General features: G+C 71.9%; 13 protein-coding genes, 1 tRNA gene, 1 rRNA gene and 1 pseudogene. 12 read left to right on the top strand and 4 right to left on the bottom strand.

Features of this window, described 5'->3' with window-relative positions; all coding sequences use genetic code 11:
• Positions 1–133: 133 nt before the first annotated feature.
• From rrf to AC07DA_RS27920, 3 genes are all read left to right on the top strand, one after another.
• Positions 134–250 (top strand): 5S ribosomal RNA (rrf, locus tag AC07DA_RS27930).
• A gap of 114 nt (positions 251–364) precedes the next feature.
• Entirely contained in the window at positions 365–1027 is a 663-nt protein-coding gene (locus tag AC07DA_RS27925) for a DegT/DnrJ/EryC1/StrS family aminotransferase (protein ID WP_479130962.1), read from the top strand.
• A gap of 73 nt (positions 1028–1100) precedes the next feature.
• A tRNA-Thr gene (locus tag AC07DA_RS27920) sits at positions 1101–1173 on the top strand.
• Positions 1174–1220: 47 nt separating this feature from the next.
• Here the strand turns inward: AC07DA_RS27920 and AC07DA_RS27915 are convergent.
• Positions 1221–3974: a SpoIIE family protein phosphatase gene (locus tag AC07DA_RS27915; protein ID WP_479130955.1), complete on the bottom strand. Its 2754-nt coding sequence runs from the start codon at positions 3972–3974 to the stop codon at positions 1221–1223.
• A gap of 368 nt (positions 3975–4342) precedes the next feature.
• Between AC07DA_RS27915 and AC07DA_RS27910 the strand changes: the two genes are divergently transcribed.
• The 9 genes from AC07DA_RS27910 to AC07DA_RS27870 all read left to right on the top strand — a co-directional run bounded on the left by AC07DA_RS27910 (position 4343) and on the right by AC07DA_RS27870 (position 18928).
• Positions 4343–9811, top strand: a complete 5469-nt coding sequence (locus AC07DA_RS27910) for a HAMP domain-containing protein (RefSeq protein WP_479130954.1) — start codon at positions 4343–4345, stop codon at positions 9809–9811.
• Positions 9812–10118: 307 nt separating this feature from the next.
• Positions 10119–10799 carry a response regulator gene (locus tag AC07DA_RS27905; RefSeq protein ID WP_479130953.1) on the top strand — a complete coding sequence of 227 codons (681 nt, stop codon included), beginning with the start codon at positions 10119–10121 and terminating at the stop codon, positions 10797–10799.
• Positions 10800–10926: 127 nt separating this feature from the next.
• On the top strand, positions 10927–13671 hold the full coding sequence (locus tag AC07DA_RS27900) for a DNA translocase FtsK (RefSeq protein ID WP_479130952.1): 2745 nt from the start codon (positions 10927–10929) through the stop codon (positions 13669–13671).
• Positions 13672–13935: 264 nt separating this feature from the next.
• Entirely contained in the window at positions 13936–14784 is an 849-nt protein-coding gene (locus AC07DA_RS27895; RefSeq protein ID WP_479130951.1) for a helix-turn-helix domain-containing protein, read from the top strand.
• 93 nt (positions 14785–14877) lie between these two features.
• On the top strand, positions 14878–16359 hold the full coding sequence (gene rimO / locus AC07DA_RS27890; RefSeq protein ID WP_479130950.1) for a 30S ribosomal protein S12 methylthiotransferase RimO: 1482 nt from the start codon (positions 14878–14880) through the stop codon (positions 16357–16359).
• Positions 16356–17201 (top strand): CDP-diacylglycerol--glycerol-3-phosphate 3-phosphatidyltransferase, encoded by an 846-nt coding sequence (gene pgsA, locus AC07DA_RS27885; protein ID WP_479130949.1) that lies wholly within the window; start codon positions 16356–16358, stop codon positions 17199–17201. Before rimO ends, pgsA begins: the two co-directional genes overlap by 4 nt.
• Positions 17198–17743, top strand: coding sequence for a CinA family protein (locus tag AC07DA_RS27880; protein WP_479130948.1), 546 nt, complete (start codon positions 17198–17200; stop codon positions 17741–17743). Before pgsA ends, AC07DA_RS27880 begins: the two co-directional genes overlap by 4 nt.
• A gap of 109 nt (positions 17744–17852) precedes the next feature.
• Positions 17853–18233 carry a helix-turn-helix domain-containing protein gene (locus AC07DA_RS27875; RefSeq protein ID WP_003993396.1) on the top strand — a complete coding sequence of 127 codons (381 nt, stop codon included), beginning with the start codon at positions 17853–17855 and terminating at the stop codon, positions 18231–18233.
• 224 nt (positions 18234–18457) lie between these two features.
• Entirely contained in the window at positions 18458–18928 is a 471-nt protein-coding gene (locus AC07DA_RS27870; RefSeq protein WP_479130961.1) for a Dps family protein, read from the top strand.
• 716 nt (positions 18929–19644) lie between these two features.
• On the opposite strand, the pseudogene AC07DA_RS27865 reads toward AC07DA_RS27870, so the two are convergent.
• The 3 genes and pseudogenes from AC07DA_RS27865 to AC07DA_RS27855 form a co-directional block, all read right to left on the bottom strand.
• Positions 19645–20408 (bottom strand): annotated as a pseudogene (locus tag AC07DA_RS27865) (SDR family NAD(P)-dependent oxidoreductase).
• A gap of 32 nt (positions 20409–20440) precedes the next feature.
• Positions 20441–21271, bottom strand: coding sequence for an Fpg/Nei family DNA glycosylase (locus AC07DA_RS27860; protein WP_479130947.1), 831 nt, complete (start codon positions 21269–21271; stop codon positions 20441–20443).
• Between the two features lie 90 nt (positions 21272–21361).
• Positions 21362–26311 (bottom strand): ATP-dependent helicase, encoded by a 4950-nt coding sequence (locus AC07DA_RS27855; protein ID WP_479130946.1) that lies wholly within the window; start codon positions 26309–26311, stop codon positions 21362–21364.
• Positions 26312–26670 lie beyond the last annotated feature (359 nt).

The raw sequence follows: 26670 nt of genomic DNA, 5'->3' as shown, positions 1-26670 counted from the left end.
GGTAACTGGTGGAGGTGACCGGTACTAATAGGCCGAGGGCTTGTCCTCAGTTGCTCGCGTCCACTGTGTTGGTTCTGAAACCACGAACAGCCCCATGTGCCACACGTGGTGCGGCTGGACAGTTTCATAGTGTTTCGGTGGTTATAGCGTAGGGGAAACGCCCGGTTACATTTCGAACCCGGAAGCTAAGCCTTACAGCGCCGATGGTACTGCAGGGGGGACCCTGTGGGAGAGTAGGACGCCGCCGAACAATCATTGAAAGGGTTGGACCCGGAACTTCGGTTTCGGGTCCAACCCTTTTTTGTTGTGCGTCACTTGAAGTTCACGTTGCGCAACCAGCATGCATATCATGGGTACTGCTGCAATGCTCAGGGCCGCCGGTGTCGGACTCGGTGACGAGGTGGTCGTGCCGGCCTTCGGGAACGTCGAGGTCGCCGAGGCCGTGGCCATGGCCGGGGCGCTGCCGGTGTTCGCCGACATAGATCCCCTCACCTACTGCCTTGACCCCGCAGCCGTGGACGCGGCGGTCACCCCGCGGACCGCGGCCGTCGTCATCGTGCACCGCTTCGGCCGGCTCGCCGACATCGCACGGCTGCACGGCGTGGGGCAGCGGCACGGACTGCTCGTGCTGGAGCAGGGCGAGTCGGAGGCGCCGTACGACGAGATAGCCCAGCGTCGGGAGCGCGCCGCGTATCTCGACGCGAAACTGCGGGGCGTGCGGACGCCGGACGATGGTGACGGGCACACGTATCAGCAGTACGTCGTGCGGGTGCCGGGCAATGGGCGGCCCGACCGGGACGCCTTCGCGCGGGCCGTGCGGGCCAGGGGAGTTGAGGCCCGGGTGCCGGTGAAGACGCCGGTGCACCGGTTGCCCGAGTTCCGGCGCTGTGTGTCGCTGCCGGAGACGGAGCGCGCCGCCGACGAGACGCTCGCGCTTCCGGTGCACGCGGCACTGACCAAGCGGGACATGCAGCGGGTCGTGTCCGCGTGCAACTCCCTCGGAGGACTGCTGCAGTCCGCCTTCTGACGTGGTTGGGAGCACGGGTCTGTTCGGGGTATGATCTATTCCGTTGCCGCGGGGAAAACCCACTAAGCAACAGGCCCCTATAGCTCAGTCGGCAGAGCGTCTCCATGGTAAGGAGAAGGTCAACGGTTCGATTCCGTTTGGGGGCTCCGGCAAAAAAGGCCCCACCCTCACGGGTGGGGCCTTTTTCGTTGTCCTAGTCCTTGTGGGGGCCCGGGACGCGCATCGCCAGGATGGCCATGTCGTCGGACGGGGCGTCCGACGCGAAGCGTTCCACCGCGCGCATGATGCGGGCCGCGACCGCGCCGGCCGTGAGGCCCGTGCAGGTCGTCAGGACGTCGGCGAGGCCGTCGTCGCCCAGCATGCGGGTGCCCTCGCGGCGTTCGGTGACGCCGTCCGTGACGCACAGCAGGACATCGCCCGGGTCGAGGGTGACCGTCTCCTCGAAGAGCTCCAGGTCGTCGATGACGCCGAGGAGCGGCTGCGGTTCGGCGGCCGGTTCGACCGTGCCGTCCTGGCGCAGGCGCAGGGGCAGCGGGTGACCGGCGCAGACGACCTTCAGTTCGGCGCTGCCGTCCTCCTGGGGGCGCATCTCGCCGTAGAGGAGGGTCAGGAAGCGGCTGCGGGCGCCTTCGTCGAGGATGGCGGAGTTGAGGCGCTCCAGGACCGTGGGGCCGCTGAGGCCCTCGCGGGCCAGGAGGCGCAGGGCGTGGCGGGCCAGGCCCGTGACCGCCGCGGCGTTCGGGCCCGTACCGCAGACGTCGCCGATGGCGAAGCCGTAGGCGCCGTCGCGGATGGGGAAGACGTCGTAGAAGTCGCCGCCCACCTCGTTGCCCTCGCCGGCGGCGCGGTAGATGACCTCGACCTCGACGCCCTCGATCGAGGGGAGCTCCGGGGGCAGGAGGCTGCGCTGGAGGGACTGGCTGATCGCCGTGCGCTCGGAGTAGAGGCGGGCGTTGTCCAGGGCCAGGGCGGCTCGGCGGGAGAGGTCCTCGGCGAGTTCCAGGATCTCCTGGCGGAAGTGCTCGTCGGTGGGCTTGCCGAGGGTGAGCATGCCGATGACGCGGTTGCGGGCGACGAGGGGGAGGACGACCGTCTCGCCGCCGACGGCGGAGGCCGTGGCGAGGGTCGGGCCGATACCCGGCTTGACCTGGTGGCCGGCACCGCCGCTGAGGCCGAGGCTGCGCATGGAGCTGCGCAGGGCGGCCTGGTGGGCGACCTCGGCGGGGGCCGCCCAGACGCGGGCGCCCGGGGTGGGGACCGGGTCGGGCGGGGGGACCTTCGACAGCAGGGACTTGATGCCGTCGATGAGTTCCTCGTCCTCGTGCAGGACGTAGGACAGGTACGGCTCGGAGGCCTGGTCGGCGATCGTGTAGACGGCGCACCAGGTGGCGAGGGTCGGGACGGTCATCTGGGCCATCAGGGCCAGCGTCTGGTCGCGGTCCAGGGTGCCGGCCAGCAGGTCGGAGGCCTCGACCAGGAAGCTGAGGGAGCCGCGGCGGAGGCGCTCCAGTTCGCCCAGGCGGGCTGATTCGACGGCCAGGGCGATGCGGTCGGCGGCGAACTGCAGGCGCAGCGCCTCCTCGTTGGAGTATCTGCCCGGAGCCTCGGCGGCGACGCCCAGGGAGCCCGTGAGGCGGCCCTCGACCTTCAGGGGGACCGTGACGACCGAGCGCATGCCCGTGCCGTTGAGCAGGGGCACCGCGCCGGAGACCGCCGTCAGGTCGTCGTGGACGGCGGGCATGCGGGCGGAGCCGTAGCGGCCCGTGCCGGCCTCGACGGGGACGCGGGCGAAGCGCTGGCGCGCCGAGGGGAGGCCGGTGGAGGCGCGGACCTCCAGTTCCGTCTCGTCGTCCGTGGCGAGCAGCAGGAAGGCCGAGTCGCCGTCGAGCATGTCGCGGGCGCGTTCGACCGTGCGCTGCAGGAGGCCGTCGAGGTCGTCCGGGGCGGGGGAGCCGATGAACACCTCGAAGGGGTCGGTGCTCTGGCCCTCGGAGCCGGTCGAGGTGTCGGAGGCGGGGACGCGCAGGGGCGTCTGCAGAACGGCCCGTTCGTGGTCCCGTACCAGGAGGCACACGGTTGACGGCTCGCCGCCGGTGTCGCGGACGCGCAGGTGGGAGGCGTAGACGGGGATGACGCGGCCGCTGGCGCCGCGGATGCCGTAGCTGCCTTCCCAGCGGGAGAGCTGGAGTGCCTCCGCGATGCCCGTGCTGGTGCCGGGGGTGTGCGGCCAGGCGGCGAGGTCGGTCAGGGGCTTGCCGGTGACCTGCTCGGCCGGGTAGCCGAAGAGTTCCTCGGCGTCCTCGTTCCAGGCGCTGATGTGGCCGGTGCGGTCGACCTGGACGACGGCGACGCGGACCCGGCTGTCGGCGAGGGGCAGCAGGTCGGCCGGGAGGGCGGGGCCGGCGGCGCGGGTGCCGACCGCGCGGGCGGGGAGGTCGAGCTGGAACCAGACGGTCTTGTGGGTGGGGGTGTACTCGACGCCCCAGCGGCCGGCGAGGGCCGCGCAGAGCTGCAGGCCCCGGCCGCCCTCGCGGTCGGGGCTGCCCATGGTGACGGCCGCGCCCTGGAGGGGGACCTCGCGCTCGGGGTACCGGTCGGCGACCTCGATGCGCACGCCCTCGTCGCTGCGCAGGCACAGCACGTCGGCGGAGGTGCCGGCGTGGACCACGGCGTTGGTCACCAGTTCGCTGGTGAGAACCACGGCGTCGTCGACGATGTCGGCGAAGCCCCAGCCCTGGAGGGTGTCGCGGACGAAGGAGCGGGCGCTCGCGACCGAGCGCCCGACGGGCTCGAAACTGGCGGCCGCGCGCGCGGTGATCACAGAACTCCTCGACCGGTTCTCGACGTACTGGGCTGCGGGACCGACCGGCTCGCGCCGCTGGTGCGGCAGGCTGCCCGTCGGCCTGGGGTCCGGGGGCTGTCCCCCCGGGATCAGTCCGGTGGTCATGTGTGCGGCCGCCCCTCCGATGCCCGCTCGTCTTCGTGCCACCGCCCAGGCCGGACGGACCGGCGCGGCTGGACAGCCGGATGCAAGGTTACTTACCTTCGCGGTCCGTGCGGATGCCGGTCTGCAGTGTTTCCGTCCGGAGGGTGTGCGGACGGTGTGCGAAGCTGCCGAACTGTTATGGCCTGGTTCGGCCGGGGTGAAACACTGGGCAAGCTTCTTGTGAAGGTCCGGGCAGGCTGACTGCACACGGCGTACGGCGGGCAGCAGCCCCCTGGAGCCGGCCCGGTGTGCAGGGCAGAGAATACGCAGTAGTAACTGGTACGCCGAGCGGTACCGGAGTGACGGTCGACCCCTGCGGGAGGGACACAGTGGAGTCTGGCGCAGCGACGCGTGGCACGAGGACGCGCGCGAAGGGCGGACAGTCCCCGAGCAACCAGGGCAAAGGACGCAACGGCACGACCGAGGTGGACACCGCAGCCCTGAACCGGCTGATGGCGGCCCTGGTGTCTATGCGGGACGGGAACTTCCGCAAGCGGCTCACGGTGTCCGGCGACGGCGTGATGGCCGAGATCGCGGCGGTCTTCAACGAGGTGGCCGACCGCAACCTGCACCTGACGGGCGAGGTGTCGCGGGTCCGGCGGATGGTCGGCCGTGAGGGCAAGCTGACCGAGCGGCTGGAGACGGGTGCCTGCGAGGGCTCGTGGGCCACGGCGATCGACAACTGCAACGCCCTGGTGGACGACCTGGTGCGGCCGGTCTCCGAGGTCGGCCGCGTGCTGTCGGCTGTGGCGGAGGGCGACCTGTCGCCGCGCATGGAGCTGCGGACGCAGGTGGCGGACGGGAACAACCAGCCGTTGCGGGGCGAGTTCCTGAAGGTCGGGCGGACCGTCAACAACCTGGTCGACCAGTTGTCGACGTTCACCGACGAGGTCACCCGTGTGGCCAGTGAGGTGGGCACCGAGGGCAAGCTGGGCGGGCAGGCCCGGGTGCGCGGTATGTCGGGTTCGTGGCGGGACCTCACGGACTCCGTCAACACGATGGCGTACCGGCTGACGGCCCAGGTGAGGGACATCGCGCTGGTGACTACGGCGGTCGCCAAGGGTGATCTGTCGCGGAAGGTCACCGTTCAGGTGGCCGGCGAGATGCTGGAGCTGAAGAACACCGTCAACACGATGGTGGACCAGCTGTCGGCGTTCTCCTCCGAGGTGACGCGGGTGGCCCGCGAGGTGGGCACCGAGGGCGCGCTGGGCGGCCAGGCACAGGTGCCCGGGGTCGACGGCGTGTGGAAGGAACTGACCGATTCGGTCAACACCATGGCCGGGAACCTCACGGCCCAGGTGCGCGGGATCGCGGAGGTGACGACCGCGGTCGCCAACGGTGACCTGTCCCGCAAGGTGACCGTCCCGGCGCGCGGCGAGGTCGCACAGCTCGCCGACACGATCAACCAGATGACCGAGACGCTGCGGATCTTCGCCGACGAGGTCACGCGCGTGGCCAACGAAGTCGGCGCCGAGGGACGGCTCGGCGGTCAGGCGAACGTGCCGGGCGCGGCGGGGACGTGGAAGGACCTCACCGATTCGGTCAACACGGTCTTCCGGAACCTGACCACCCAGGTGCGGGACATCGCGGCGGTGACGACGGCGGTGGCCAACGGCGATCTGTCGCAGAAGGTCACCGTGGACGTGGCCGGCGAGATGCTGGAGCTGAAGAACACCGTCAACACGATGGTGGACCAGCTGTCCTCCTTCGGTGCCGAAGTGACGCGTGTGGCGCGGGAGATCGGTGTCGAGGGCGAGCTGGGCGGCCAGGCGCAGGTGCCGGGCGCGGCGGGGACGTGGAAGGACCTGACGGACTCCGTCAACACCGCGTTCCGCAACCTCACCGGGCAGGTGCGCAACATCGCCCAGGTGACGACGGCGGTGGCGAACGGCGACCTGTCGCAGAAGGTCACCGTCGACGTCTCCGGCGAGATGCTCGCGCTGAAGAACACCGTGAACACCATGGTCGACCAGCTGTCGAGCTTCGCCGACCAGGTGACCCGGATGGCCCGGGACGTGGGCACCGAGGGCCGGCTGGGCGGTCAGGCCCGGGTCGACGGCGTGTCGGGCACCTGGAAGGAGCTGACCGACTCCGTCAACTCGATGGCCGGCAACCTCACCTCCCAGGTGCGCAACATCGCGCAGGTGACGACGGCCGTGGCCCGGGGCGACCTGTCGCAGAAGATCGACGTGGACGCGCGCGGCGAGATCCTGGAGCTGAAGAACACCATCAACACGATGGTCGACCAGCTGTCGGCCTTCGCCGACCAGGTGACCCGGGTGGCCCGCGAGGTGGGTACGGACGGGCGGCTGGGCGGTCAGGCGCAGGTGCCCGGGGTCGCCGGTGTGTGGCGCGACCTGACCGACTCGGTGAACGGCATGGCCGGGAACCTCACCGCGCAGGTGCGCAACATCGCCCAGGTGGCGACCGCGGTGGCCCGGGGCGACCTGTCGCAGAAGATCACCGTGGACGCGCGCGGGGAGATCCTGGAGCTGAAGAACACCCTGAACACGATGGTGGACCAGCTGTCGTCGTTCGCCCAGGAGGTCACGCGTGTGGCCCGTGAGGTGGGTACGGAGGGCATCCTGGGCGGCCAGGCCGAGGTGCAGGGCGTCTCCGGCACCTGGAAGGACCTCACCCAGTCCGTGAACGGCATGGCGAACAACCTGACCATCCAGGTGCGCAACATCGCCGAGGTCACCACCGCGGTCGCCCGGGGCGATCTGTCGAAGAAGATCACCGTCGACGCCAAGGGCGAGATCCTGGAGCTCGTCACGACCGTCAACACGATGGTCGACCAGCTGTCCTCCTTCGCCGAGCAGGTGACCCGGGTCGCCCGTGAGGTGGGCACCGAGGGCATCCTGGGCGGCCAGGCGCACGTGCCGGGTGTCACGGGCATCTGGAAGGACCTGAGCGACAACGTCAACCTGATGGCGAAGAACCTCACCACCCAGGTGCGCAACATCTCCCAGGTCTCGGCGGCGGTCGCCAACGGTGACCTGACGCGGCAGGTCACGATCGAGGCGCGCGGTGAGGTCGCGCAGCTGGCCGACACCATCAACACGATGGTGAAGACGCTGAGTTCGTTCGCCGAGCAGGTCACGAAGGTGGCGCGTGAGGTGGGCACGGACGGCATCCTCGGCGGGCAGGCGCACGTGCCGGGTGTGGCCGGCACGTGGAAGGACCTCACCGAGTCGGTGAACCAGATGGCATCCAACCTGACCGGCCAGGTGCGCAACATCGCCATGGTGACCACGGCCATCGCCAAGGGTGACCTGACGAAGAAGATCGACATCGACGCGCGCGGGGAGATCCTGGAGCTGAAGACGACCATCAACACGATGGTCGACCAGCTGTCCTCGTTCGCCGAGGAGGTCACCCGCGTCGCCCGTGAGGTGGGCACGGAGGGGCAGCTGGGCGGCCAGGCACGCGTGCGGGACGTGGACGGCACCTGGCGGGACCTGACGGAGTCCGTGAACGAGATGGCCGGGAACCTGACCCGGCAGGTGCGGGCCATCGCCCGCGTGGCGACCGCGGTGACCCGGGGCGACCTGAACCTGAAGATCGACGTGGACGCGTCCGGGGAGATCCAGGAACTCCAGGACTACATCAACAAGATGATCGCCAACCTGCGCGACACCACGATCGCCAACAAGGAGCAGGACTGGCTCAAGGGCAACCTGGCCCGCATCTCCGCGCTGATGCAGGGCCGCCGGGACCTGGAGGACGTGGCCTCGCTGATCATGAGCGAGCTGACACCGGTCGTCTCGGCCCAGCACGGCGCGTTCTTCCTGGCCATGCCGCTCGTCGACGGCGAGGACGTGACCGCCGCCGACGAGGACCAGTACGAGCTGCGCATGCTCGGCAGCTACGGCTACTCGATGGGCTCCATGCCGACGTCGTTCCGCCCCGGTGAGGCGCTGATCGGGACGGCCGCGACGGAGAAGCGCACGATCCTCGTGGAGAACGCGCCCAGCGGGTACCTGAAGATCTCCTCGGGCCTCGGCGAGGCGCCGCCCGCGCAGGTGATCGTGCTGCCGGTGCTGTTCGAGGGGAAGGTCCTCGGTGTCATCGAGCTGGCGTCGTTCACGCCGTTCACGCAGATCCAGAAGGACTTCCTGAACCAGATCGCGGAGATGATCGCCACCAGCGTCAACACCATCTCCGTCAACACCAAGACCGAGCTGCTGCTGGCGCAGTCGCAGGAGCTGACCGAGCAACTGCGGGAGCGTTCCGCCGAGTTGGAGCAGCGCCAGAAGGCGCTGCAGGCGTCCAACGCCGAACTGGAGGAGAAGGCCGAGCTGCTGGCCCAGCAGAACCGCGACATCGAGGTGAAGAACACCGAGATCGAGGAGGCGCGGCAGGTCCTGGAGGAGCGTGCCGAGCAGCTCGCGGTGTCGATGCGCTACAAGAGCGAGTTCCTCGCGAACATGTCGCACGAGCTGCGCACACCGCTGAACTCGCTGCTCATCCTGGCCAAGCTGCTCGCCGACAACGCCGAGGGGAACCTCTCCCCGAAGCAGGTCGAGTTCGCCGAGACGATCCACGGGGCCGGCTCCGACCTGCTCCAGCTCATCAACGACATCCTCGACCTGTCGAAGGTCGAGGCGGGCAAGATGGACGTCTCGCCGACGCGGATCGCGCTGGTGCAGCTCGTGGACTACGTGGAGGCGACGTTCCGGCCGCTGACCGCGGAGAAGGGCCTGGACCTGTCGGTGCGGGTCTCCCCGGAGCTCCCGGCCACGCTGCACACCGACGAGCAGCGGCTGCTTCAGGTGCTGCGCAACCTGCTGTCCAACGCGGTGAAGTTCACCGACTCCGGTTCGGTGGAGCTGGTCATCAGGCCGGCGCGGGACGACGTGCCGCAGAAGATCCGGGAGCAGCTGCTGGAGACCGGGTCGCTGACCGACCCGGACGCCGGGCTGATCGCGTTCTCCGTGACCGACACCGGGATCGGCATCGCCTCCAGCAAGATGCGGGTGATCTTCGAGGCGTTCAAGCAGGCCGACGGCACGACCAGCCGCAAGTACGGTGGTACGGGCCTGGGGCTGTCCATCTCGCGGGAGATCGCGCAGCTGCTGGGCGGTGAGATCCACGCCCAGAGCGAGCCGGGCCGCGGCTCGACGTTCACGCTGTACCTGCCGCTGCACCCGAGCGAGCTGCCGCCGCAGGGCTACCAGCAGCAGCTGCCCGCCCTGGAGGCCGGGGACCTGGTCGCGTCGAAGGCCGACCCGGCCGAGCTGTCCGACGCGGAGGTCGAGACGCCGGCCGAGGTGAAGTCGTACCGCGAGACGCAGAACGGGCCGGCCGCACTGTTCCGGCGGCGGCGCCGGGCGCCCGAGCTGGAGGCGCGCCCGGCGCAGCCTGAGCAGTGGGTGCCCGAGCAGGAGGCGGCGCCGCGTCCGCAGCGGGGCATCCGGTTCGGCGGCGAGAAGGTCCTGATCGTCGACGACGACATCCGCAACGTCTTCGCGCTGACGAGCGTGCTGGAGCAGCACGGCCTGTCCGTGCTGTACGCCGAGAACGGGCGCGAGGGCATCGAGGTGCTGGAGCAGCACGAGGACGTGGCGGTCGTCCTGATGGACATCATGATGCCGGAGATGGACGGGTACGCGACGACCACGGCGATCCGCAGGATGCCGCAGTTCGCCGGGCTGCCGATCATCGCGCTGACCGCCAAGGCGATGAAGGGCGACCGCGAGAAGGCGATCGAGTCGGGCGCCTCCGACTACGTCACGAAGCCGGTCGACCCCGATCACCTGCTGACGGTGATGAACCAGTGGATGCGAGGGGAATGAGGGGAGCGTCGGACGGCCGCGCGGCCGTGCCGGGAAGGTTGCGCGTTCACACGGAGTTGCCGACTCGGTGTGCGCGGAGTCGTGTAGAAGTACGAGTTCCGGGGAACCTTCTGGTCTCCTGCTGCGTTTCTGCTACGTGCACAGTGACATCGCGGTGACAGGGTGTGGCGACGGGCGGGGTGCGGCTACGATGACCGGCACAAGGACGGGCGGCGCAAGGGAGTCGTCCGCTGAGGCGGCACCCACCGGTGCATCCTCAGGTCCTGCGGACAGGGGAGGCCCCAAGCCGGGGCGAGGAGGGCGGGCCATGGTGCAGAAGGCCAAGATCCTCCTGGTCGATGACCGGCCGGAGAATCTGCTTGCGCTGGAGGCGATCCTCTCTGCGCTCGATCAGACGCTGGTGCGGGCATCGTCCGGGGAGGAAGCGCTCAAAGCGCTGCTCACGGACGACTTCGCGGTGATCCTGCTGGACGTCCAGATGCCGGGTATGGACGGCTTCGAGACGGCCGCGCACATCAAGCGGCGCGAGCGGACGCGGGACATCCCGATCATCTTCCTCACGGCGATCAACCACGGCCCGCACCACACCTTCCGGGGCTACGCGGCGGGCGCGGTCGACTACATCTCCAAGCCGTTCGACCCGTGGGTGCTGCGCGCGAAGGTCTCCGTCTTCGTCGAGCTGTACATGAAGAACTGCCAGCTGCGTGAGCAGGCGTCGCTGCTGCGGCTGCAGTTGGAGGGCGGCGGCAAGGAAGCGGACGGCGAGGCCAAGGAGGCGGCCGGGCTGCTCGCGGAGCTCTCGGCGCGGCTGGCCGCCGTCGAGGAGCAGGCCGAAGCGCTGACCAAGCAGCTCAACGACGAGTCGACCGACGCCGCGGCGGTGGCCACGGCGGCTCATCTGGAGCGCAAGCTCACGGGGTTGCGGCGGGCGCTGGACGCGCTGGAGCCGGGCACCGGAAGCACCTCCTCGGTGTCCTCGCAGAACTGACGGACGGGGACGCGGCGTTGCCCGCCCATGACCCCGCGTCAGGTTCGCGCCTCTCCCGGAGCGACACGAACGGGTGAAGCGGCAGGCACACGTGTCCCCCGGCGTCTCCCCCGGTAACCTCACACCCATGGCCTCACGTCCCTCCGCAGCCAAGAAGCCGCCGGCGAAGAAGGCGGCCGCTTCCGCGAAGGCCCCGGCGAAGAAGGCCGCTGCCAAAAAGGCTCCCGCGAAGAAGGCGCCCGCCAGGAAGGCCGCGGCCAAGAAGGTCGCGCCCCGGCCGGCACCCAGCCCCACCGGGGGCGTCTACCGGCTCGTGCGCGCCGTGTGGCTCGGGGTGGCACACGGCGTCGGCGCCGTCTTCCGCGGCATAGGGCAGGGCGCCAGGAACCTCGACCCGGCCCACCGCAAGGACGGCGTCGCCCTGCTGCTGCTCGCCATCGCGCTGATCGTCGCCGCCGGCACCTGGGCGGACCTGGAGGGGCCCGTCGGCGACCTGGTCGAGATCCTGGTGACCGGCGCCTTCGGCCGGCTCGACCTGCTCGTACCGATACTGCTCGCCGTCATCGCCGTCCGCTTCATCCGCCACCCGGAGAAGCCCGAGGCCAACGGGCGCATCGTCATCGGCCTGTCCGCGCTCGTCGTCGGTGTGCTCGGGCAGGTCCACATCGCCTGCGGCTCACCCGCGCGCGGCGCCGGCATGCAGGCCATAAGGGACGCCGGCGGTCTGATCGGCTGGGCCACGGCGACCCCGCTGTCGTACACCATGGGCGACGTGCTGGCCGTGCCGCTATTGGTGCTGCTCACGGTCTTCGGGCTGCTCGTCGTGACGGCGACGCCGGTCAACGCCATCCCGCAGCGGCTGCGGCTGCTCGGCGTGCGGCTCGGCGTCCTCCGGGACCCGGCCGAGGACGCCTACGGCTACGTGGAGGACGACGACGAGCGCTACGAGGAGCAGTGGCGCGAGGCGCTGCCCGCACGCCCGCGCGGCAGGCGCGCGCCGGCGCCCGCGGCGTACGACCCCGACAGCGCCGAGGAGGAGGCCCTCACGCGGCGCCGGGGCCGTCCCCGGCGCTCGGCCGTGCCGCAGCCCGACATGGACCGGCCCCGGGACGCCGTGGACGTCGCCGCGGCCGCGGCGGCCGCGCTCGACGGCGCCGTGCTGCACGGCATGCCGCCCTCCCCGGTCGTCGCCGACCTCACCCAGGGCGTACGGGTGGGCGACCAGGAGCCGACCACGCCGACGCCGGTCCCGGCCGCCCGCCCCCGGCAGGACGAGCCGCAGCAGGACGAGCCCGCGCCGCACAAGCCCAGGGCGGGCGTCCGGGACCTCACCAAGGCCCCGCCCGCCGAGCCCCGCGACCTGCCCGCGCGCGCCGAGCAGCTCCAGCTCTCCGGCGACATCACCTACGCGCTGCCCTCTCTGGACCTGCTGGAGCGCGGCGGCCCGGGCAAGTCCCGCAGCGCCGCCAACGACGCCATAGTCGCCGCGCTGACCACCGTCTTCACCGAGTTCAAGGTCGACGCCCGGGTCACCGGTTTCACGCGCGGGCCGACGGTCACACGCTACGAGGTCGAGCTCGGCCCCGCCGTGAAGGTCGAGCGCATCACCGCGCTGGCCAAGAACATCGCCTACGCGGTCGCCTCCCCGGACGTGCGGATCATCAGCCCGATCCCGGGCAAGTCCGCGGTCGGCATCGAGATCCCGAACACCGACCGGGAGATGGTCAACCTCGGCGACGTGCTGCGCCTGGCGGAGTCCGCGGAGGACGACGACCCGATGCTGGTCGCGTTCGGCAAGGACGTCGAGGGCGGCTACGTCATGCACTCGCTGGCGAAGATGCCGCACATGCTGGTCGCCGGCGCCACCGGCTCCGGCAAGTCCTCCTGCATCAACTGCCTGATCACCTCGGTCATGATGCGGGCCACCCCCGAGGACGTCCGGATGATCCTCGTCGACCCCAAGCGGGTCGAGCTGACCGCCTACGAGGGCATCCCGCACCTGATCACGCCGATCATCACCAACCCCAAGCGGGCCGCCGAGGCGCTCCAGTGGGTCGTGCGCGAGATGGACCTGCGCTACGACGACCTGGCCGCCTACGGCTACCGGCACATCGACGACTTCAACAAGGCCGTGCGCGAGGGCAAGGTCAAACCGCCCGAGGGCAGCGAACGCGAGCTCCAGCCCTACCCGTACCTGCTGGTGATCGTCGACGAGCTGGCGGACCTGATGATGGTGGCGCCGCGGGACGTCGAGGACGCGATCGTGCGCATCACGCAGCTCGCGCGCGCCGCCGGCATCCACCTGGTGCTCGCCACGCAGCGGCCGTCGGTGGACGTCGTCACCGGTCTGATCAAGGCGAACGTGCCCTCCCGGCTCGCCTTCGCCACCTCCTCGCTGGCCGACTCGCGGGTCATCCTCGACCAGCCCGGCGCCGAGAAGCTCATCGGCAAGGGTGACGGGCTGTTCCTGCCGATGGGCGCGAACAAGCCCACCCGTATGCAGGGCGCCTTCGTGACCGAGGCGGAGGTCGCGGCCGTCGTCCAGCACTGCAAGGACCAGATGGCGCCCGTCTTCCGGGACGACGTCGTCGTGGGCACCAAGCAGAAGAAGGAGATCGACGAGGACATCGGCGACGACCTCGACCTGCTGTGCCAGGCGGCCGAACTGGTCGTCTCCACGCAGTTCGGGTCGACGTCCATGCTCCAGCGCAAGCTGCGCGTCGGCTTCGCCAAGGCCGGGCGGCTGATGGACCTCATGGAGTCCCGCAACATCGTCGGGCCGAGCGAGGGCTCGAAGGCGCGTGACGTTCTTGTGAAGCCTGACGAGCTGGATGGCGTGCTCGCCCTGATCCGGGGGGAGTCTGAAGGGTAGGGAAGCGGGACACGGTGGTCGACTCGCCGGGCGTGTACGGCAATCGGGTGTCCGGATCGTGACTCACCCGTAAGGGATCATTGAGCAACCGTTTCCCTCCGGCGTACGTCAAGTTGAGCGAAGCGAAAAGCAGCGACCCCACCATCGGACTGTCGGGCCATTCCGATGGCGTACAAAGTGACACCGCCCGGTTGCCCCACCCTTTTGCACCCCCCCTAGACTGAACCTCCAGCACAGGCGGCTATACGCTCGAAAGGCGCCCCCGTGTCCATCGGCAACTCCCCTGAAGACGAGCGTCCGTTCGAAGACGAGCGCGTCGAAGCAGACCGCGAGGAAGCCCGCCCCTCCATCGGCCGTGCCCTGCAGCAGGCCCGTATCGCCGCCGGGCTGACGGTCGACGACGTCAGTAGCGCCACCCGGGTCCGCATGAACATCGTGCACGCCATCGAGGCGGACGACTTCGCCCCCTGCGGCGGTGACGTCTACGCCCGCGGGCACATCAGGACCCTCGCCAGAGCCGTCCACCTCGACCCCGAGCCGCTGCTCGCCCAGTACGGCGAGGAGCACGGGGCCCGTCCGGCACCGACCCCGGCAGCTCCCCTGTTCGAGGCGGAGCGCATCCGTCCGGAGCGGCGGGGGCCGAACTGGACCGCGGCGATGGTCGCCGCGATCGTCGCCGTGATCGGCTTCGTCGGGTTCACCCTCTTCCAGGGCGGCGACGACGGCGGCAACGAGGCGAACGTGGCCGAGGGCTCCACGCCCAGCGACTCCGCCTCGCCGACCACCAAGACCAAGAAGCCCGCCGAACCCGAGACCGAACCGTCCGACAGCGCCATCGCGGCCGCGCCCCGGGACAAGGTGACGGTCCGGGTGGCCGCCGCCGACGGCCGCAGCTGGATCGCCGCCCGGGACCACAACGGCCGCATGCTCTTCGACGGAGTCCTCAAGCAGGGCGACTCCAAGACCTTCCAGGACAGCTCGAAGATCCATCTCGTCCTCGGGGACGCCGGGGCGATCGACCTCTTCGTCAACGGCAAGAAGATCGAGGACGACTTCCAGCCCGGCGCCGTCGAGCGCCTGACGTACACCAAGGGCGACCCCGAGGCCGGGTGACGGGCCCGAAGGGGTGCGGCGGACACGGGGTTGGCCATGATCGGCCAACCCCGTCGACGTGGGGTGTCGGCGGGACGAAGTACTCTTGAGCCCATGCCTGAACGCCGTACCGTCGCACTCGTCACCCTTGGCTGCGCCCGTAACGAGGTGGACTCGGAGGAGCTCGCAGGCCGTTTGGAGGCGGACGGCTGGCAGCTCGTGGAGGACGCCGAGGAAGCCGACGTCGCCGTCGTGAACACCTGCGGCTTCGTCGAGGCCGCCAAGAAGGACTCCGTCGACGCCCTCCTGGAGGCCAACGACCTCAAGGGTCATGGCAGAACCCAGGCCGTCGTGGCGGTGGGCTGCATGGCCGAGCGGTACGGCAAGGAGCTCGCCGAGGCCCTCCCCGAAGCCGACGGCGTGCTCGGCTTCGACGACTACGCGGACATCTCCGACCGCCTCCAGACCATCCTCAACGGCGGCATCCACGCCTCGCACACCCCGCGCGACCGGCGCAAGCTGCTGCCGATCAGCCCGGCCCAGCGGCAGGCGTCCGCCACGGAGGTCGCGCTGCCCGGGCACGCCCCGGCCGACCTTCCCGAAGGCCTCGCCCCGGCCTCCGGACCGCGCGCGCCCCTGCGCCGCCGCCTGGACGGCTCCCCGGTCGCCTCCGTGAAGCTGGCCTCCGGCTGCGACCGGCGCTGCACCTTCTGCGCCATCCCGTCCTTCCGCGGCTCCTTCATCTCACGCCGTCCCTCCGACGTCCTGAACGAGACGCGGTGGCTCGCCGAGCAGGGCGTGAAGGAGGTGATGCTGGTCTCCGAGAACAACACCTCCTACGGCAAGGACCTGGGCGACATCCGCCTGCTGGAGTCCCTGCTGCCCGAGCTGGCCGAGGTCGACGGCATCGAGCGCGTGCGCGTCAGCTACCTGCAGCCGGCCGAGATGCGGCCCGGCCTCATCGACGTGCTGACCTCGACCCCGAAGGTCGCGCCCTACTTCGACCTGTCCTTCCAGCACTCCGCGCCCGGCGTGCTGCGCGCGATGCGCCGCTTCGGCGACACCGACCGCTTCCTGGAACTGCTCGACACCATCCGCGCCAAGGCCCCCCAGGCCGGTGTGCGCTCCAACTTCATCGTCGGCTTCCCCGGTGAGAGCGAGGCCGACCTCGCCGAGCTGGAGCGCTTCCTGAACGGCGCGCGCCTGGACGCCATCGGTGTCTTCGGCTACTCCGACGAGGAGGGCACCGAAGCGGCCGGCTACGACAACAAGCTCGACGAGGACGTCGTCGCCGAGCGGCTGGCCCGCGTCTCGCGCCTCGCCGAGGAACTCGTCTCGCAGCGCGCCGAGGAACGCGTCGGTGAGACGGTCCACGTCCTCGTCGAGTCCGCCGACGAGGAGGACGGCGTGTACGGCCGCGCGGCCCACCAGGCGCCCGAGACGGACGGCCAGGTGCTCCTCACGAGCGGCGCCGGGCTGAGTGCCGGCCGTATGGTCGAGGCGAAGGTGGTCGGCACGGAGGGTGTCGACCTGGTGGCCGAGCCGCTCCCGGGCTCGTTCGCGTCGCCTTCGTCGAGTGAGGAGGCGGGCAGATGACCGGTGTCCCGGCATCCGCGGCGGGAGGCTCCTCCGGCACGGGGAGGACCGCCGCCGGTGCGGCGTCCACGGCCGCGCAGCAGGCTCCCGGCGCGGTGGCGGGACAGGCGGCCGCACCGCCGGTCCAGAGCGCGGCGCCCGCCGCCGCCGACGGCGAGGCCCTCGTCCGCGAGGACGTGACGGGCCCCGGCTCCGACGCCCAGGGCGACGACAGGCCCGCCCGGGGCGCGAAGCTGGCGGCCGCGGCCGTGAACCAGGCCAGCGTCTGGAACATCGCCAACCTGCTCACGATGCTCCGGCTGATCCTCGTACCGGCGTTCGTCGCGCTGATGCTGGCGGACGGCGGTTACGACCCGGCATGGCGCTCCCTCGCCTGGGCCGCCTTCGCCATCGCCATGATCACCGACCTCTTCGACGGTCATCTGGCGCGCACCTACAACCTGGTCACGGACTTCGGGAAGATCGCCGATCCCATCGCCGACAAGGCGATCATGGGAGCGGCGCTGATCTGTCTCTCCGCCCTCGGTGATCTGCCGTGGTGGGTGACCGGCGTGATCTTGGGGCGGGAACTGGGCATCACCGTGCTGCGGTTCCTCGTCATCCGGTACGGCGTCATCCCCGCCAGCCGTGGTGGCAAGCTCAAGACGCTCACCCAGGGCGTGGCCGTGGGCATGTACGTGCTGGCGCTGACGGGATGGCTGGCCACCCTGCGGTGGTGGGTCATGGCCGCGGCGGTCGTCCTGACCGTGGTGACCGGGCTGGACTATGTGAAACAGGCCATTGTGCTGCGCAGGCGGGGAATCGCCGCGCGCAAGGCCGCGTTGGAGGAGAAGGAAGCGTGAGTTCCACGGCCACCGACGTGGTGCGACTACTCACCGTGAGGGGCGAGACGCTCGCCGTCGCGGAGTCGCTGACCGGTGGTCTCGTAGCGGCGGAGATCACAGCGGTGCCCGGGGCGTCCAAGGCCTTCCGGGGATCGGTGACCGCCTACGCCACCGAACTGAAGCAGGAACTGCTCGATGTCGACGCCGCGTTGCTGGCGTCCCGCGGGGCGGTGGATCCGCAGGTCGCGGCCCAGATGGCGGCCGGCGTCCGCAGGGCGCTCGGCACCGACTGGGGCATCGCGACCACCGGGGTCGCGGGCCCCGAGCCGCAGGACGGGCAGGCCGTCGGGACGGTCTTCGTCGCCGTGGACGGCCCGTCCGCAGCGGATTCCCGTTCTGCCGGCGGCGGAAAAGTGGAGGGTCTGCGGTTGAACGGCGACCGCGCGGAAATTCGTAGAGAGAGTGTACGGAGCGTACTCGCACTGCTCCTGAAGGAGCTTGCGGGCGAACAGACTGGGAATGAGCGGGCACAGGATACGGAACGGAACGGGGGGTTTTGATGTTTGCAGCCCTGAGTGAACACGACATCGCTCCCCGCACGGCCGCGGCGCAAGGCGGTACGGTGGGGCGTAATGGATGCGGCTACGCGGTCCGAGGAGGGAGCCACCGATGATTCTGCTCCGTCGCCTGCTGGGTGACGTGCTGCGTCGGCAGCGCCAGCGCCAGGGCCGTACTCTGCGCGAAGTCTCCTCGTCCGCCCGAGTCTCACTCGGCTATCTCTCCGAGGTGGAGCGGGGGCAGAAGGAGGCTTCCTCCGAGCTGCTCTCCGCCATCTGCGACGCGCTGGACGTACGGATGTCCGAGCTCATGCGGGAAGTGAGCGACGAGCTCGCCCTCGCCGAGCTGGCCCAGTCCGCTGCGGCCACCCCCAGCGAGCCTGTGCCCACGCCGGTTCGGCCGATGCTGGGTTCCGTCTCGGTGACCGGTGTGCCACCGGAACGGGTGACGATCAAGGCGCCCGCCGAGGCGGTGGACGTCGTCGCCGCGTGACGCCCCGCGTCCACGTGGCATGAACGAGCGGCGCCGATCGGGCGCCGGTATGTGGTGAGGCCCCGGCCGGGGTCCTCCGGAGGATCCGGAGGAGTGTCGGTCGGGGTTTTCGCTTGTCCGTGCACAAGGCCGGGCCTGTTTGTCCGTTTCCTTTGCGTTTGCCCGTGTGGCGTGCGGCCGTCATCGTTGAGGGGATGGCCGGGGAACAGCCCACGGAGGTGCGGATGTACGTCGTGAAGAGCCCGCTGTCGGACGCGAGCCTGAAGACCGTGTCCGAGGCGCTGCAGGGAGCCCTCGTCGACCTGGTGGACCTCGCCCTCGTGGCGAAGCAGATCCACTGGAACGTGGTGGGGCCGCGCTTCCGGTCCGTGCACCTCCAGCTCGACGAGGTCGTCGACACCGCGCGGACTTTCTCCGACACCGTGGCCGAGCGTGCCGCGGCGCTGGGCATCCCGCCGGACGGACGTGCCGCGACGGTGGCCGTCGGCAGCGGGATCGGCGTGACGCCCGAGGGGTGGGTCGACGACACGACCGCCGTGAGGACGCTCGTCGAGGCGCTGGGCGCGGTGATCGCGCGGATGCGGGAGCGGGTGGAGGCGACCGGGGAGCCGGATCCGGTGAGCCAGGACATCTTCATCCAGATCACGGGGGATCTGGAGAAGCATCACTGGATGTTCCAGGCCGAGAACGGGTGATCGTCGCGGGCGCCGCAGCGGGCGACGGGCCGGCCGGTCCCGCCGCTCGGTGGGGCGGGGTCGGCGATGTGGCTCGGCGCGGTGTGTCGCGGTGGGGTGGGGCGTGGCGTGGGGCGCGGGGTGTGGCTCGGTGGGGCCGGGTCCGTGGGGTGGCTCCGTTGGGTAAGGCGTGGCGTGGGGTGCCGGGTGTGGCTCGGTGGGGTCGGGGCCGCGGAGTGGCTCCGTGGGGTGGGTCGCGGGGTGTGGCTCGGTGGGGCGGGGTGCGCGGTGCGGCTCGGTGGGGCGGGGTGCGCGGTGCGCCTGTGGGCCGGTGGTGCGCCCTGTGCGCGGGCCCGGGCAGCCGAATAGCGTCCGGCTGGAGGTGGTGGCCGTGGCGGGGATAGGGCGCCGGGGGGCCAGGGGCCGGGGTGCTCAAGGCTGGGGCGCTCGGGGCTGGGGGTTCCGTGAGATCGCTGTGCTGGGGCTCGGGGCGCTGTGGTGGTGGGCCGTGGTGCGGCTGGTGGTGGCGCCCGGGGCGGGGGCGCTGGAGGCGACGGTGGCCGCCGGGGGGTGGGGACTGAGCGTGCTGCCCGTGCACTGTGTGCCCAAGGGGCGGGCGGGCGGGGTGGTGGTCGGTGCGGGGCGGCTGCGGAGGGCTTTGGGGGTGGGGGCGCGGGGGATGGTCCGACGGGGGTGGCTTCCGGTGCGTGTGGGTGGGGGGTCGCGCCGCCCGGCTGTCACCACGGCATCGCCACACCCCCGTTCGGACGAATGATCTGGCCCGTGGTGAAGGCCGACGCGTCGGACGCCAGGTGCAGGACCGCGTGGGCGACGTCCTCGGGTTCGCCGACCCGGCCCAGGGGTGACATGCGGGCCATGACCGCTTCCGTCCGGCCTGGGCCTCTCCGTCGTGGCGCTCGGTCATCGGTGTGTGGATCCAGCCCGGCGCGACCGCGTTGACGCGAATGCCGTGCCGGCCGACCTCGGTCGCGAGGGTCTTCGTCAGCTGGACCACCGCCGCCTTGGCGGCGCCGTAGCAGAGCAGCCCCGGGGCGCCGGTGTCGACGGCACCCGACGCCATGGTGACGATGCTGCCCGGGGTGCCGCGCGCGATCATCAGGCGGGCCGCCTCCTGGCAGGCGTGGAGCACGCCCTTGAAGTTGACGGAGAGCACCCGGTCGAGGTCCTCGTCCCGGGTCTCCAGTACCGGGCTGCTGTGCATGATGCCGGCGACCGCGGCGAGGACGTCCAGGCGTGCGCAGGAGGTGATGGCCTGCCGCAGCCGCGCGCGGTCGGTGACGTCCAGGAGGTGGGTGCGGGCCGTGCCGCCGCCCTCGTGGATGAGGGTCGCCGTGGCACGCAGGGACTCGGGGTCGCGGTCCGCGCAGTGCACGGTGGCGCCCGCCTCGGCCAGCAGGACCGCACAGGCGCGGCCGATGCCGCTCGCGGCACCGGTGACGAACGCGGTGCGGCCGGTGAGGTCGTACGCCGAGACGGGCATGCGGGGACGGTACGAGCGTTTCTGACGGGCCGTCAATCGGTCGCGTCACGGCTGATGCGCCGTACGGGAGCTGGGGTCGGGCCCGCCTGGCAGACCGGGCACCAGTACGTGGGGCGATCGCGGGAGCCGTCACCCTGGTCGGCGACCCGGATCGGGGTGTGGCAGCGCAGGCAGGGGCGGCGGGCCCGGCCGTACACGAACAGGTCCTGGCCGCGGCGGCCCGTCGTGGTGCGGACCGGGCGGTCGCGGTTGGACTCCAGCAGCTTCTTGGCGAGCACCGGCAGCTTCGCGGCGCGGTCGGCGGGCAGCTCGCCCGCCGGGAGCCACGGGGTGACGCCGAGCAGGAAGCAGAGCTCGCTCTTGTAGACGTTGCCGATGCCGGCGAGGTTGCGCTGGTCGAGCAGGGCCTCGCCCAGTTCGCGGGCAGGGTCCTTCGGGACGTTGGCGAGGGCCCGGCCGGGGTCCCAGTCCGGGCCGAGGAGGTCGGGGCCGAGGTGGCCGACCGCGCGGTGCTCGTCGGTGGTGCGCAGCAGTTCCAGGACGGGGAGGCGGTAGCCGACGGCCGTGCGGTCGGTGGTGCCGAGGATCGCGCGGATCTGGTGACCGGGCCCGCCGCTCCAGCGCTGGCCGTTGGCGTACACCTTCCAGGAGCCGTCCATCCGCAGGTGGGAGTGGAGGGTCAGACCGCCCTCCACGCGGGTGAGGAGGTGTTTGCCGCGCGCGGTGACGTCCAGGACGGTGCGGCCCGTCAGGTCGGCCGTGGCGAAGCGGGGCACCCGGAGGTCGCTGCGGGTCAGCACGTGACCCGCGAGGGCGTCGTGCAGCCGCCTCGCCGCCTGCCAGACCGTGTCTCCTTCGGGCATGGGTCAAGGGTGGCACGCCGACCCCGCACACGGCCGGTGGGCCTTGCGGAGGGGGCCGGGGCCAGGGGCCTTCGCCCCGTGCCGAAGTCGTCAGGCACGCAGGCGGAGACCTCGTGGCGTCGCGATGAAGCCCGCTCCTTCCAGGAGGGCGCCGAAGGGGGACGTGAGGGCCTGGGTGCCGTTGACCCGCTCCACCGTGACCGTGCCGAGGGAGCCGGCGCGGGCGGCCGCGGCCAGGGCCTCCGCCGCGGCGTGCAGACGCGGGTCGTCGCCCGGGTCATCGTCCGGGCCGGCGGCCCAGGCGAGCAGGGTCTTGCCGCCGCGCTCCATGTAGAGCGTCAGCTCGCCGTCGACGAGCACCACGAGGGAACCGGCCTTGCGGCCCGGCTTGTGCCCGGCGCCGGTCGGGGGCTCGGGCCAGGGCAGGGCCGCGCCGTACGCGTTCGCCGGATCGGCGGCGGCGAGGACGACGGCCCGGGAGGCGTCCGCGCGGGTGCGGCGGCCGGAGAACCCCGAGTCGTAGCCGGAGGAGCCGTAGGGCGCCCGGCCGCCGTTCTGCCAGGGCGGGGCCCCCTGCGGCGCGTAGTCGCGGGGCGAGAGCCACTCGCCCGGCGCCGGCTCGGACGGGGGGTAGGAGGAGCCCGGGGCGGGGAAGCCGTCGTGGCCCGGGTCGTCGGTGTGGTCGGTGGAGGGGGCGGAATCGTCCGGTCCGGCGAAGTCGTGGGCCGGGAAGGGGTCGGGGTCGGTGCCCGCGAACGGGTCGGGGGCAAGGCCCGGCGGGCCCGGCAGGGTCTCGCCGCGGTCGCGGGCGTTGGACACCGCCCGCAGCCGGTCCACGGCGCCGTCCATCGCGAACTGCGCCGCGCCGAGCCCCTCCACCACATAGCCGCGGCGCGCCTGACCGCTCTCCTCGAAGACGGACAGGACGCGGTACGTCGCCGAGAAGCCGCCCTCGACGCCCTCCGCCGAGACCGCGCCCCTGGTGACCACGCCGTGCCTGTCCAGGAGCGTGCGCGCCAGGGCGTGGGCCCGCACGGTCGGGTCGGCCTCGTGGGACGGGAGCAGGGACCAGCGGCCGGCGACGGTCGGCGGGCCCGAGCGTGACGCCGTGCGGGCCGCGGCCGTCAGGGAGCCGTAGCGGCCGCGGGGGACCGCACGCTTGGCACGGTGGGCCGTGGAGCCGGCGGTGCGGCCCGAGCCGAGCAGGGAGCGCAGCGGGGTGAGCGTGTCGTTGGTCAGCCGCCCCGACCAGGCCAGGTCCCACAGGGCGTCGGCCAGCTGCGGGTCGGTGGCCTCGGGGTGGGTGGTGGCGCGGACCTGGTCGGCGATCTGGCGGAAGAACAGGCCGTAGCCGCCGGAGAGCGCGTCCAGCACCGACTGGTGCAGGGCGGTCAGCTCCAGCGGGTGCGCAGGCGGCAGCAGCAGGGGGGCGGCGTCGGCCAGGTAGAGGGAGACCCAGCCGTCCTTGCCGGGGAGGGAGCCCGCACCGGCCCAGATCACCTCGCCCGCCGCCGTGAGCTCGTCCAGCATGGCCGGGGTGTAGTTCGCCACCCGTGACGGCAGCACGAGCCTCTCGAGGGCGGAGGCGGGCACGGACGCGCCCTGCAACTGCTCGACGGCGCGCACCAGCCCGTCGATGCCGCGCAGGGAGTGGCCCTTGCCGATGTGCTGCCACTGGGGCAGGAACTGGGCGAGCGCGGCCGGGGGCACCGGCTCCAGCTCGTGCCGCAGGGCGGCCAGGGAGCGGCGGCGCAACCGGCGCAGCACGGCCGCGTCGCACCACTCCTGGCCGATCCCGGCCGGGTGGAACTCGCCCTGGACGACCCGGCCCGCGGCGGCCAGCCGCTGGAGGGCGCCCTCGGTGACGGCGACGCCCAGGCCGAAGCGGGCGGCGGCGGTGGTCGAGGTGAACGGGCCGTGGGTGCGGGCGTAGCGGGCCAGGAGGTCGCCCAGGGGGTCCTTGACGGGCTCCGTGAAGGCCTCCGGTACGCCGACCGGCAGGGCCGTGCCCAGCGCGTCGCGCAGGCGGCCGGCGTCCTCGATGGCCGCCCAGTGGTCGGCGCCCGCGATGCGGACCCGGATGGCGCGGCGGGCACCGGCCAGCTCCTCGGCCCACCGCGGCTCGGCGCCCCGCTCGGCGAGCTCCGTCTCCGTCAGCGGCCCGAGCAGGCGCAGCAGGTCCGCGACGCCCTCGGCGTCCTTGACACGGCGGTCCTCGGTGAGCCACTGCAGCTCCCGCTCCAGCTCCGTCAGCACCTCCGCGTCCAGCAGCTCGCGCAGCTCCGCCTGGCCCAGCAGCTCGGCCAGCAGCCGGGAGTCCAGCGACAGGGCGGCGGCGCGGCGCTCGGCGAGCGGGGAGTCGCCCTCGTACAGGAACTGGGCGACGTAACCGAACAGCAGGGAGCGCGCGAAGGGGGACGGCTCGGGGGTGGTGACCTCGACGAGGCGGACCTTGCGGGACTCCAGGTCGCCCATCAGCTCGACCAGCCCGGGGACGTCGAAAACGTCCTGGAGGCACTCGCGGATCGCCTCCAGGACGATCGGGAACGAGCCGAACTCGCTCGCCACCTGCAGCAGCTGGGAGGCGCGCTGCCGCTGCTGCCACAGCGGGGTGCGCCGGCCCGGGTTGCGGCGGGGCAGCAGCAGCGCGCGGGCGGCGCACTCGCGGAACCGGGAGGCGAACAGGGCCGAGCCGCCCACCTGGTCGGTGACGACCTGGTCGACCTCGCCCTTGTCGAAGACGACGTCGGCGGCGCCCACCGGGGCCTGCTCCGCGTCGTACTCCCGGCCCGCCTTCACCGGCTCCTGGTCCAGCAGGTCCAGGCCCATCAGGTCGGCGTCCGGCAGGCGCAGCACGATGCCGTCGTCGGCGTGCATGACCTGCGCGTCCATGCCGTACCGCTCGGAGAGCTTGGCCCCGAGCGCGAGCGCCCAGGGGGCGTGCACCTGCGCGCCGAAGGGGGAGTGCACGACCACGCGCCAGTCGCCGAGCTCGTCGCGGAAGCGCTCCACGACGATCGTCCGGTCGTCCGGGATGTGGCCGCAGGCCTCGCGCTGCTCGTCCAGGTACGACAGCACGTTGTCCGCCGCCCAGGCGTCCAGCCCGGCGGCGAGCAGGCGCAGGCGGGCGTCGTCCTTGGACAGTGAGCCGACCTCGCGCAGGAACGCGCCCACCGCCCGGCCCAGTTCGAGCGGACGGCCCAGCTGGTCGCCCTTCCAGAAGGGCAGCCGGCCCGGCACGCCCGGGGCGGGGGAGACCAGGACGCGGTCGCGGGTGATGTCCTCGATGCGCCACGAGCTCGTGCCCAGCGTGAAGACGTCGCCGACGCGGGACTCGTAGACCATCTCCTCGTCGAGCTCGCCGACCCGGCCGCCGCCCTTCTTGGGGTCCGACCCGGCCAGGAACACCCCGAACAGGCCCCGGTCGGGGATCGTGCCGCCCGAGGTGACGGCGAGGCGCTGGGCGCCGGGGCGGCCGGTGATCTCCCCGGTGACGCGGTCCCACACCACGCGCGGGCGCAGCTCGGCGAAGGCGTCGGACGGGTAGCGGCCGGCCAGCATGTCCAGCACCGCCGTGAAGGCCGATTCGGGGAGGGAGGCGAAAGGGGCGGCCCGGCGGACCGCGGCGAGGAGGTCGTCGAACTGCCAGGTGTCCATCGCCGTCATCGCGACGAGCTGCTGCGCCAGGACGTCCAGGGGGTTGGCGGGGACCTTGAGGGACTCGATGGCGCCCGTGCGCATGCGCTCGGTGACCACGGCCGCCTGGACCAGGTCGCCGCGGTACTTCGGGAAGACCACGCCGGTGGAGACCGCGCCCACCTGATGCCCCGCGCGGCCCACGCGCTGGAGCCCGGACGCCACCGAGGGGGGCGACTCGACCTGGACGACGAGGTCGACCGCGCCCATGTCGATGCCCAGTTCCAGACTGGACGTGGCCACGACCGCCGGGAGACGGCCCGCCTTGAGGTCCTCCTCGACCAGGGCGCGCTGCTCCTTGGACACTGAGCCGTGGTGGGCCCGGGCGATGACCTGGGGCGCGCCCTGGGCGGCTCCGGATCCGCCCATGAGCTCGGCGGGGGAGTGGTGCTCGTCCAGGGGCTCACCCGTGGCCCGCTCGTACGCGATCTCGTTCAGGCGGTTGCACAGGCGCTCCGCGAGGCGGCGGGAGTTCGCGAAGACGATCGTGGAGCGGTGGGACTGGACGAGGTCGGTGATCCGCTCCTCGACGTGCGGCCAGATCGACGGGCGCTCCGCTGCCTCGGAGCCGTCCGACACGGGAGAGCCGCCCAGCTCGCCCAGGTCCTCGACCGGGACGACCACGGACAGGTCGAACTCCTTGCCCGACTCGGGCTGGACGATCTCCACCTTGCGGCGCGGGGAGAGGAAACGGGCCACCTCGTCGACGGGGCGGACCGTCGCGGACAGGCCGATGCGGCGGGCGGGCTTCGGGAGGAGGTCGTCCAGCCGCTCCAGGGAGAGCGCGAGGTGGGCGCCGCGCTTGGTCCCGGCGACCGCGTGCACTTCGTCGAGGATCACCGTCTCCACCCCCGTGAGCGCGTCGCGCGTGGCCGACGTCAGCATCAGGAACAGCGACTCCGGGGTCGTGATCAGGATGTCCGGCGGGCGGGTGGCCAGGGCGCGGCGCTCCGCCGCGGGCGTGTCCCCCGAACGGATGCCCACCTTGACCTCGGGCTCGGGCAGCCCCATCCGCACGGACTCCTGGCGGATGCCCGTCAAAGGACTGCGGAGGTTGCGCTCGACGTCCACGGCCAGGGCCTTGAGCGGGGAGATGTACAGGACGCGGCAGCGCTTCTTGGGGTCGGCGGGGGGCGGGGTCGAGGCCAGCTGGTCCAGCGCGGCCAGGAAGGCGGCCAGGGTCTTGCCGGAGCCGGTCGGGGCGACGACCAGCACGTCCGAACCCTCGTGGATGGCCTGCCACGCGCCGGCCTGGGCGGAGGTGGGCGCGGGGAAGGCACCCGTGAACCAGGCGCGGGTCGCTGGGGAGAAGCCGTCGAGGGGGCCGGGCGCTGTGCTGACCATGCGTCCATCGTGCACCCCGGCACTGACAACCGGGCGCCGCCGCGACTCCGCTCGCCGATTCCCGGTGGGGCGACGGGGCCCGGCCGCCTGGCCACCCCTCGTTTGGCGGCCGGGGTGGCGGGGGCCGGTCGCTTGGCCGTTCGTCGTTTGGCGGCCGGGGTGGCGGGGGCCGGTCGCTTGGCCGTTCGTCGTTTGGCGGCCGGGGTGGCGGGGGCCGGTCGCTTGGCCATCCGTCGCTTGCCCGCCGGGGTAGCGGGAGTCCGCACCCGTCTCTTGCCCGCCGGGGCGACGGGGACCGGCCGCTGCCACCCGTGGTGACGCCCGCCGATCGTTTCGCCGCCGAGGCAACCGGGCCTGTC

Source organism: Streptomyces sp. NPDC044921, from assembly GCF_056432865.1.
The sequence above is the reverse complement of the archived record's forward strand: the minus strand, read 5'-3'. Positions and strand labels throughout refer to the sequence as shown.

Bases quoted from the DNA above. Each gene is read 5' to 3' on its own strand.
- AC07DA_RS27925 (WP_479130962.1), top strand. From the start codon at position 365: ATGCTCAGGGCCGCCGGTGTCGGACTCGGTGACGAGGTGGTCGTGCCG.
- AC07DA_RS27915 (WP_479130955.1), bottom strand. From the start codon at position 3,974: ATGACCACCGGACTGATCCCGGGGGGACAGCCCCCGGACCCCAGGCCG.
- AC07DA_RS27905 (WP_479130953.1), top strand. From the start codon at position 10,119: ATGGTGCAGAAGGCCAAGATCCTCCTGGTCGATGACCGGCCGGAGAAT.
- AC07DA_RS27900 (WP_479130952.1), top strand. From the start codon at position 10,927: ATGGCCTCACGTCCCTCCGCAGCCAAGAAGCCGCCGGCGAAGAAGGCG.
- rimO (WP_479130950.1), top strand. From the start codon at position 14,878: ATGCCTGAACGCCGTACCGTCGCACTCGTCACCCTTGGCTGCGCCCGT.
- pgsA (WP_479130949.1), top strand. From the start codon at position 16,356: ATGACCGGTGTCCCGGCATCCGCGGCGGGAGGCTCCTCCGGCACGGGG.
- AC07DA_RS27875 (WP_003993396.1), top strand. From the start codon at position 17,853: ATGATTCTGCTCCGTCGCCTGCTGGGTGACGTGCTGCGTCGGCAGCGC.
- AC07DA_RS27870 (WP_479130961.1), top strand. From the start codon at position 18,458: ATGTACGTCGTGAAGAGCCCGCTGTCGGACGCGAGCCTGAAGACCGTG.
- AC07DA_RS27860 (WP_479130947.1), bottom strand. From the start codon at position 21,271: ATGCCCGAAGGAGACACGGTCTGGCAGGCGGCGAGGCGGCTGCACGAC.
- AC07DA_RS27855 (WP_479130946.1), bottom strand. From the start codon at position 26,311: ATGGTCAGCACAGCGCCCGGCCCCCTCGACGGCTTCTCCCCAGCGACC.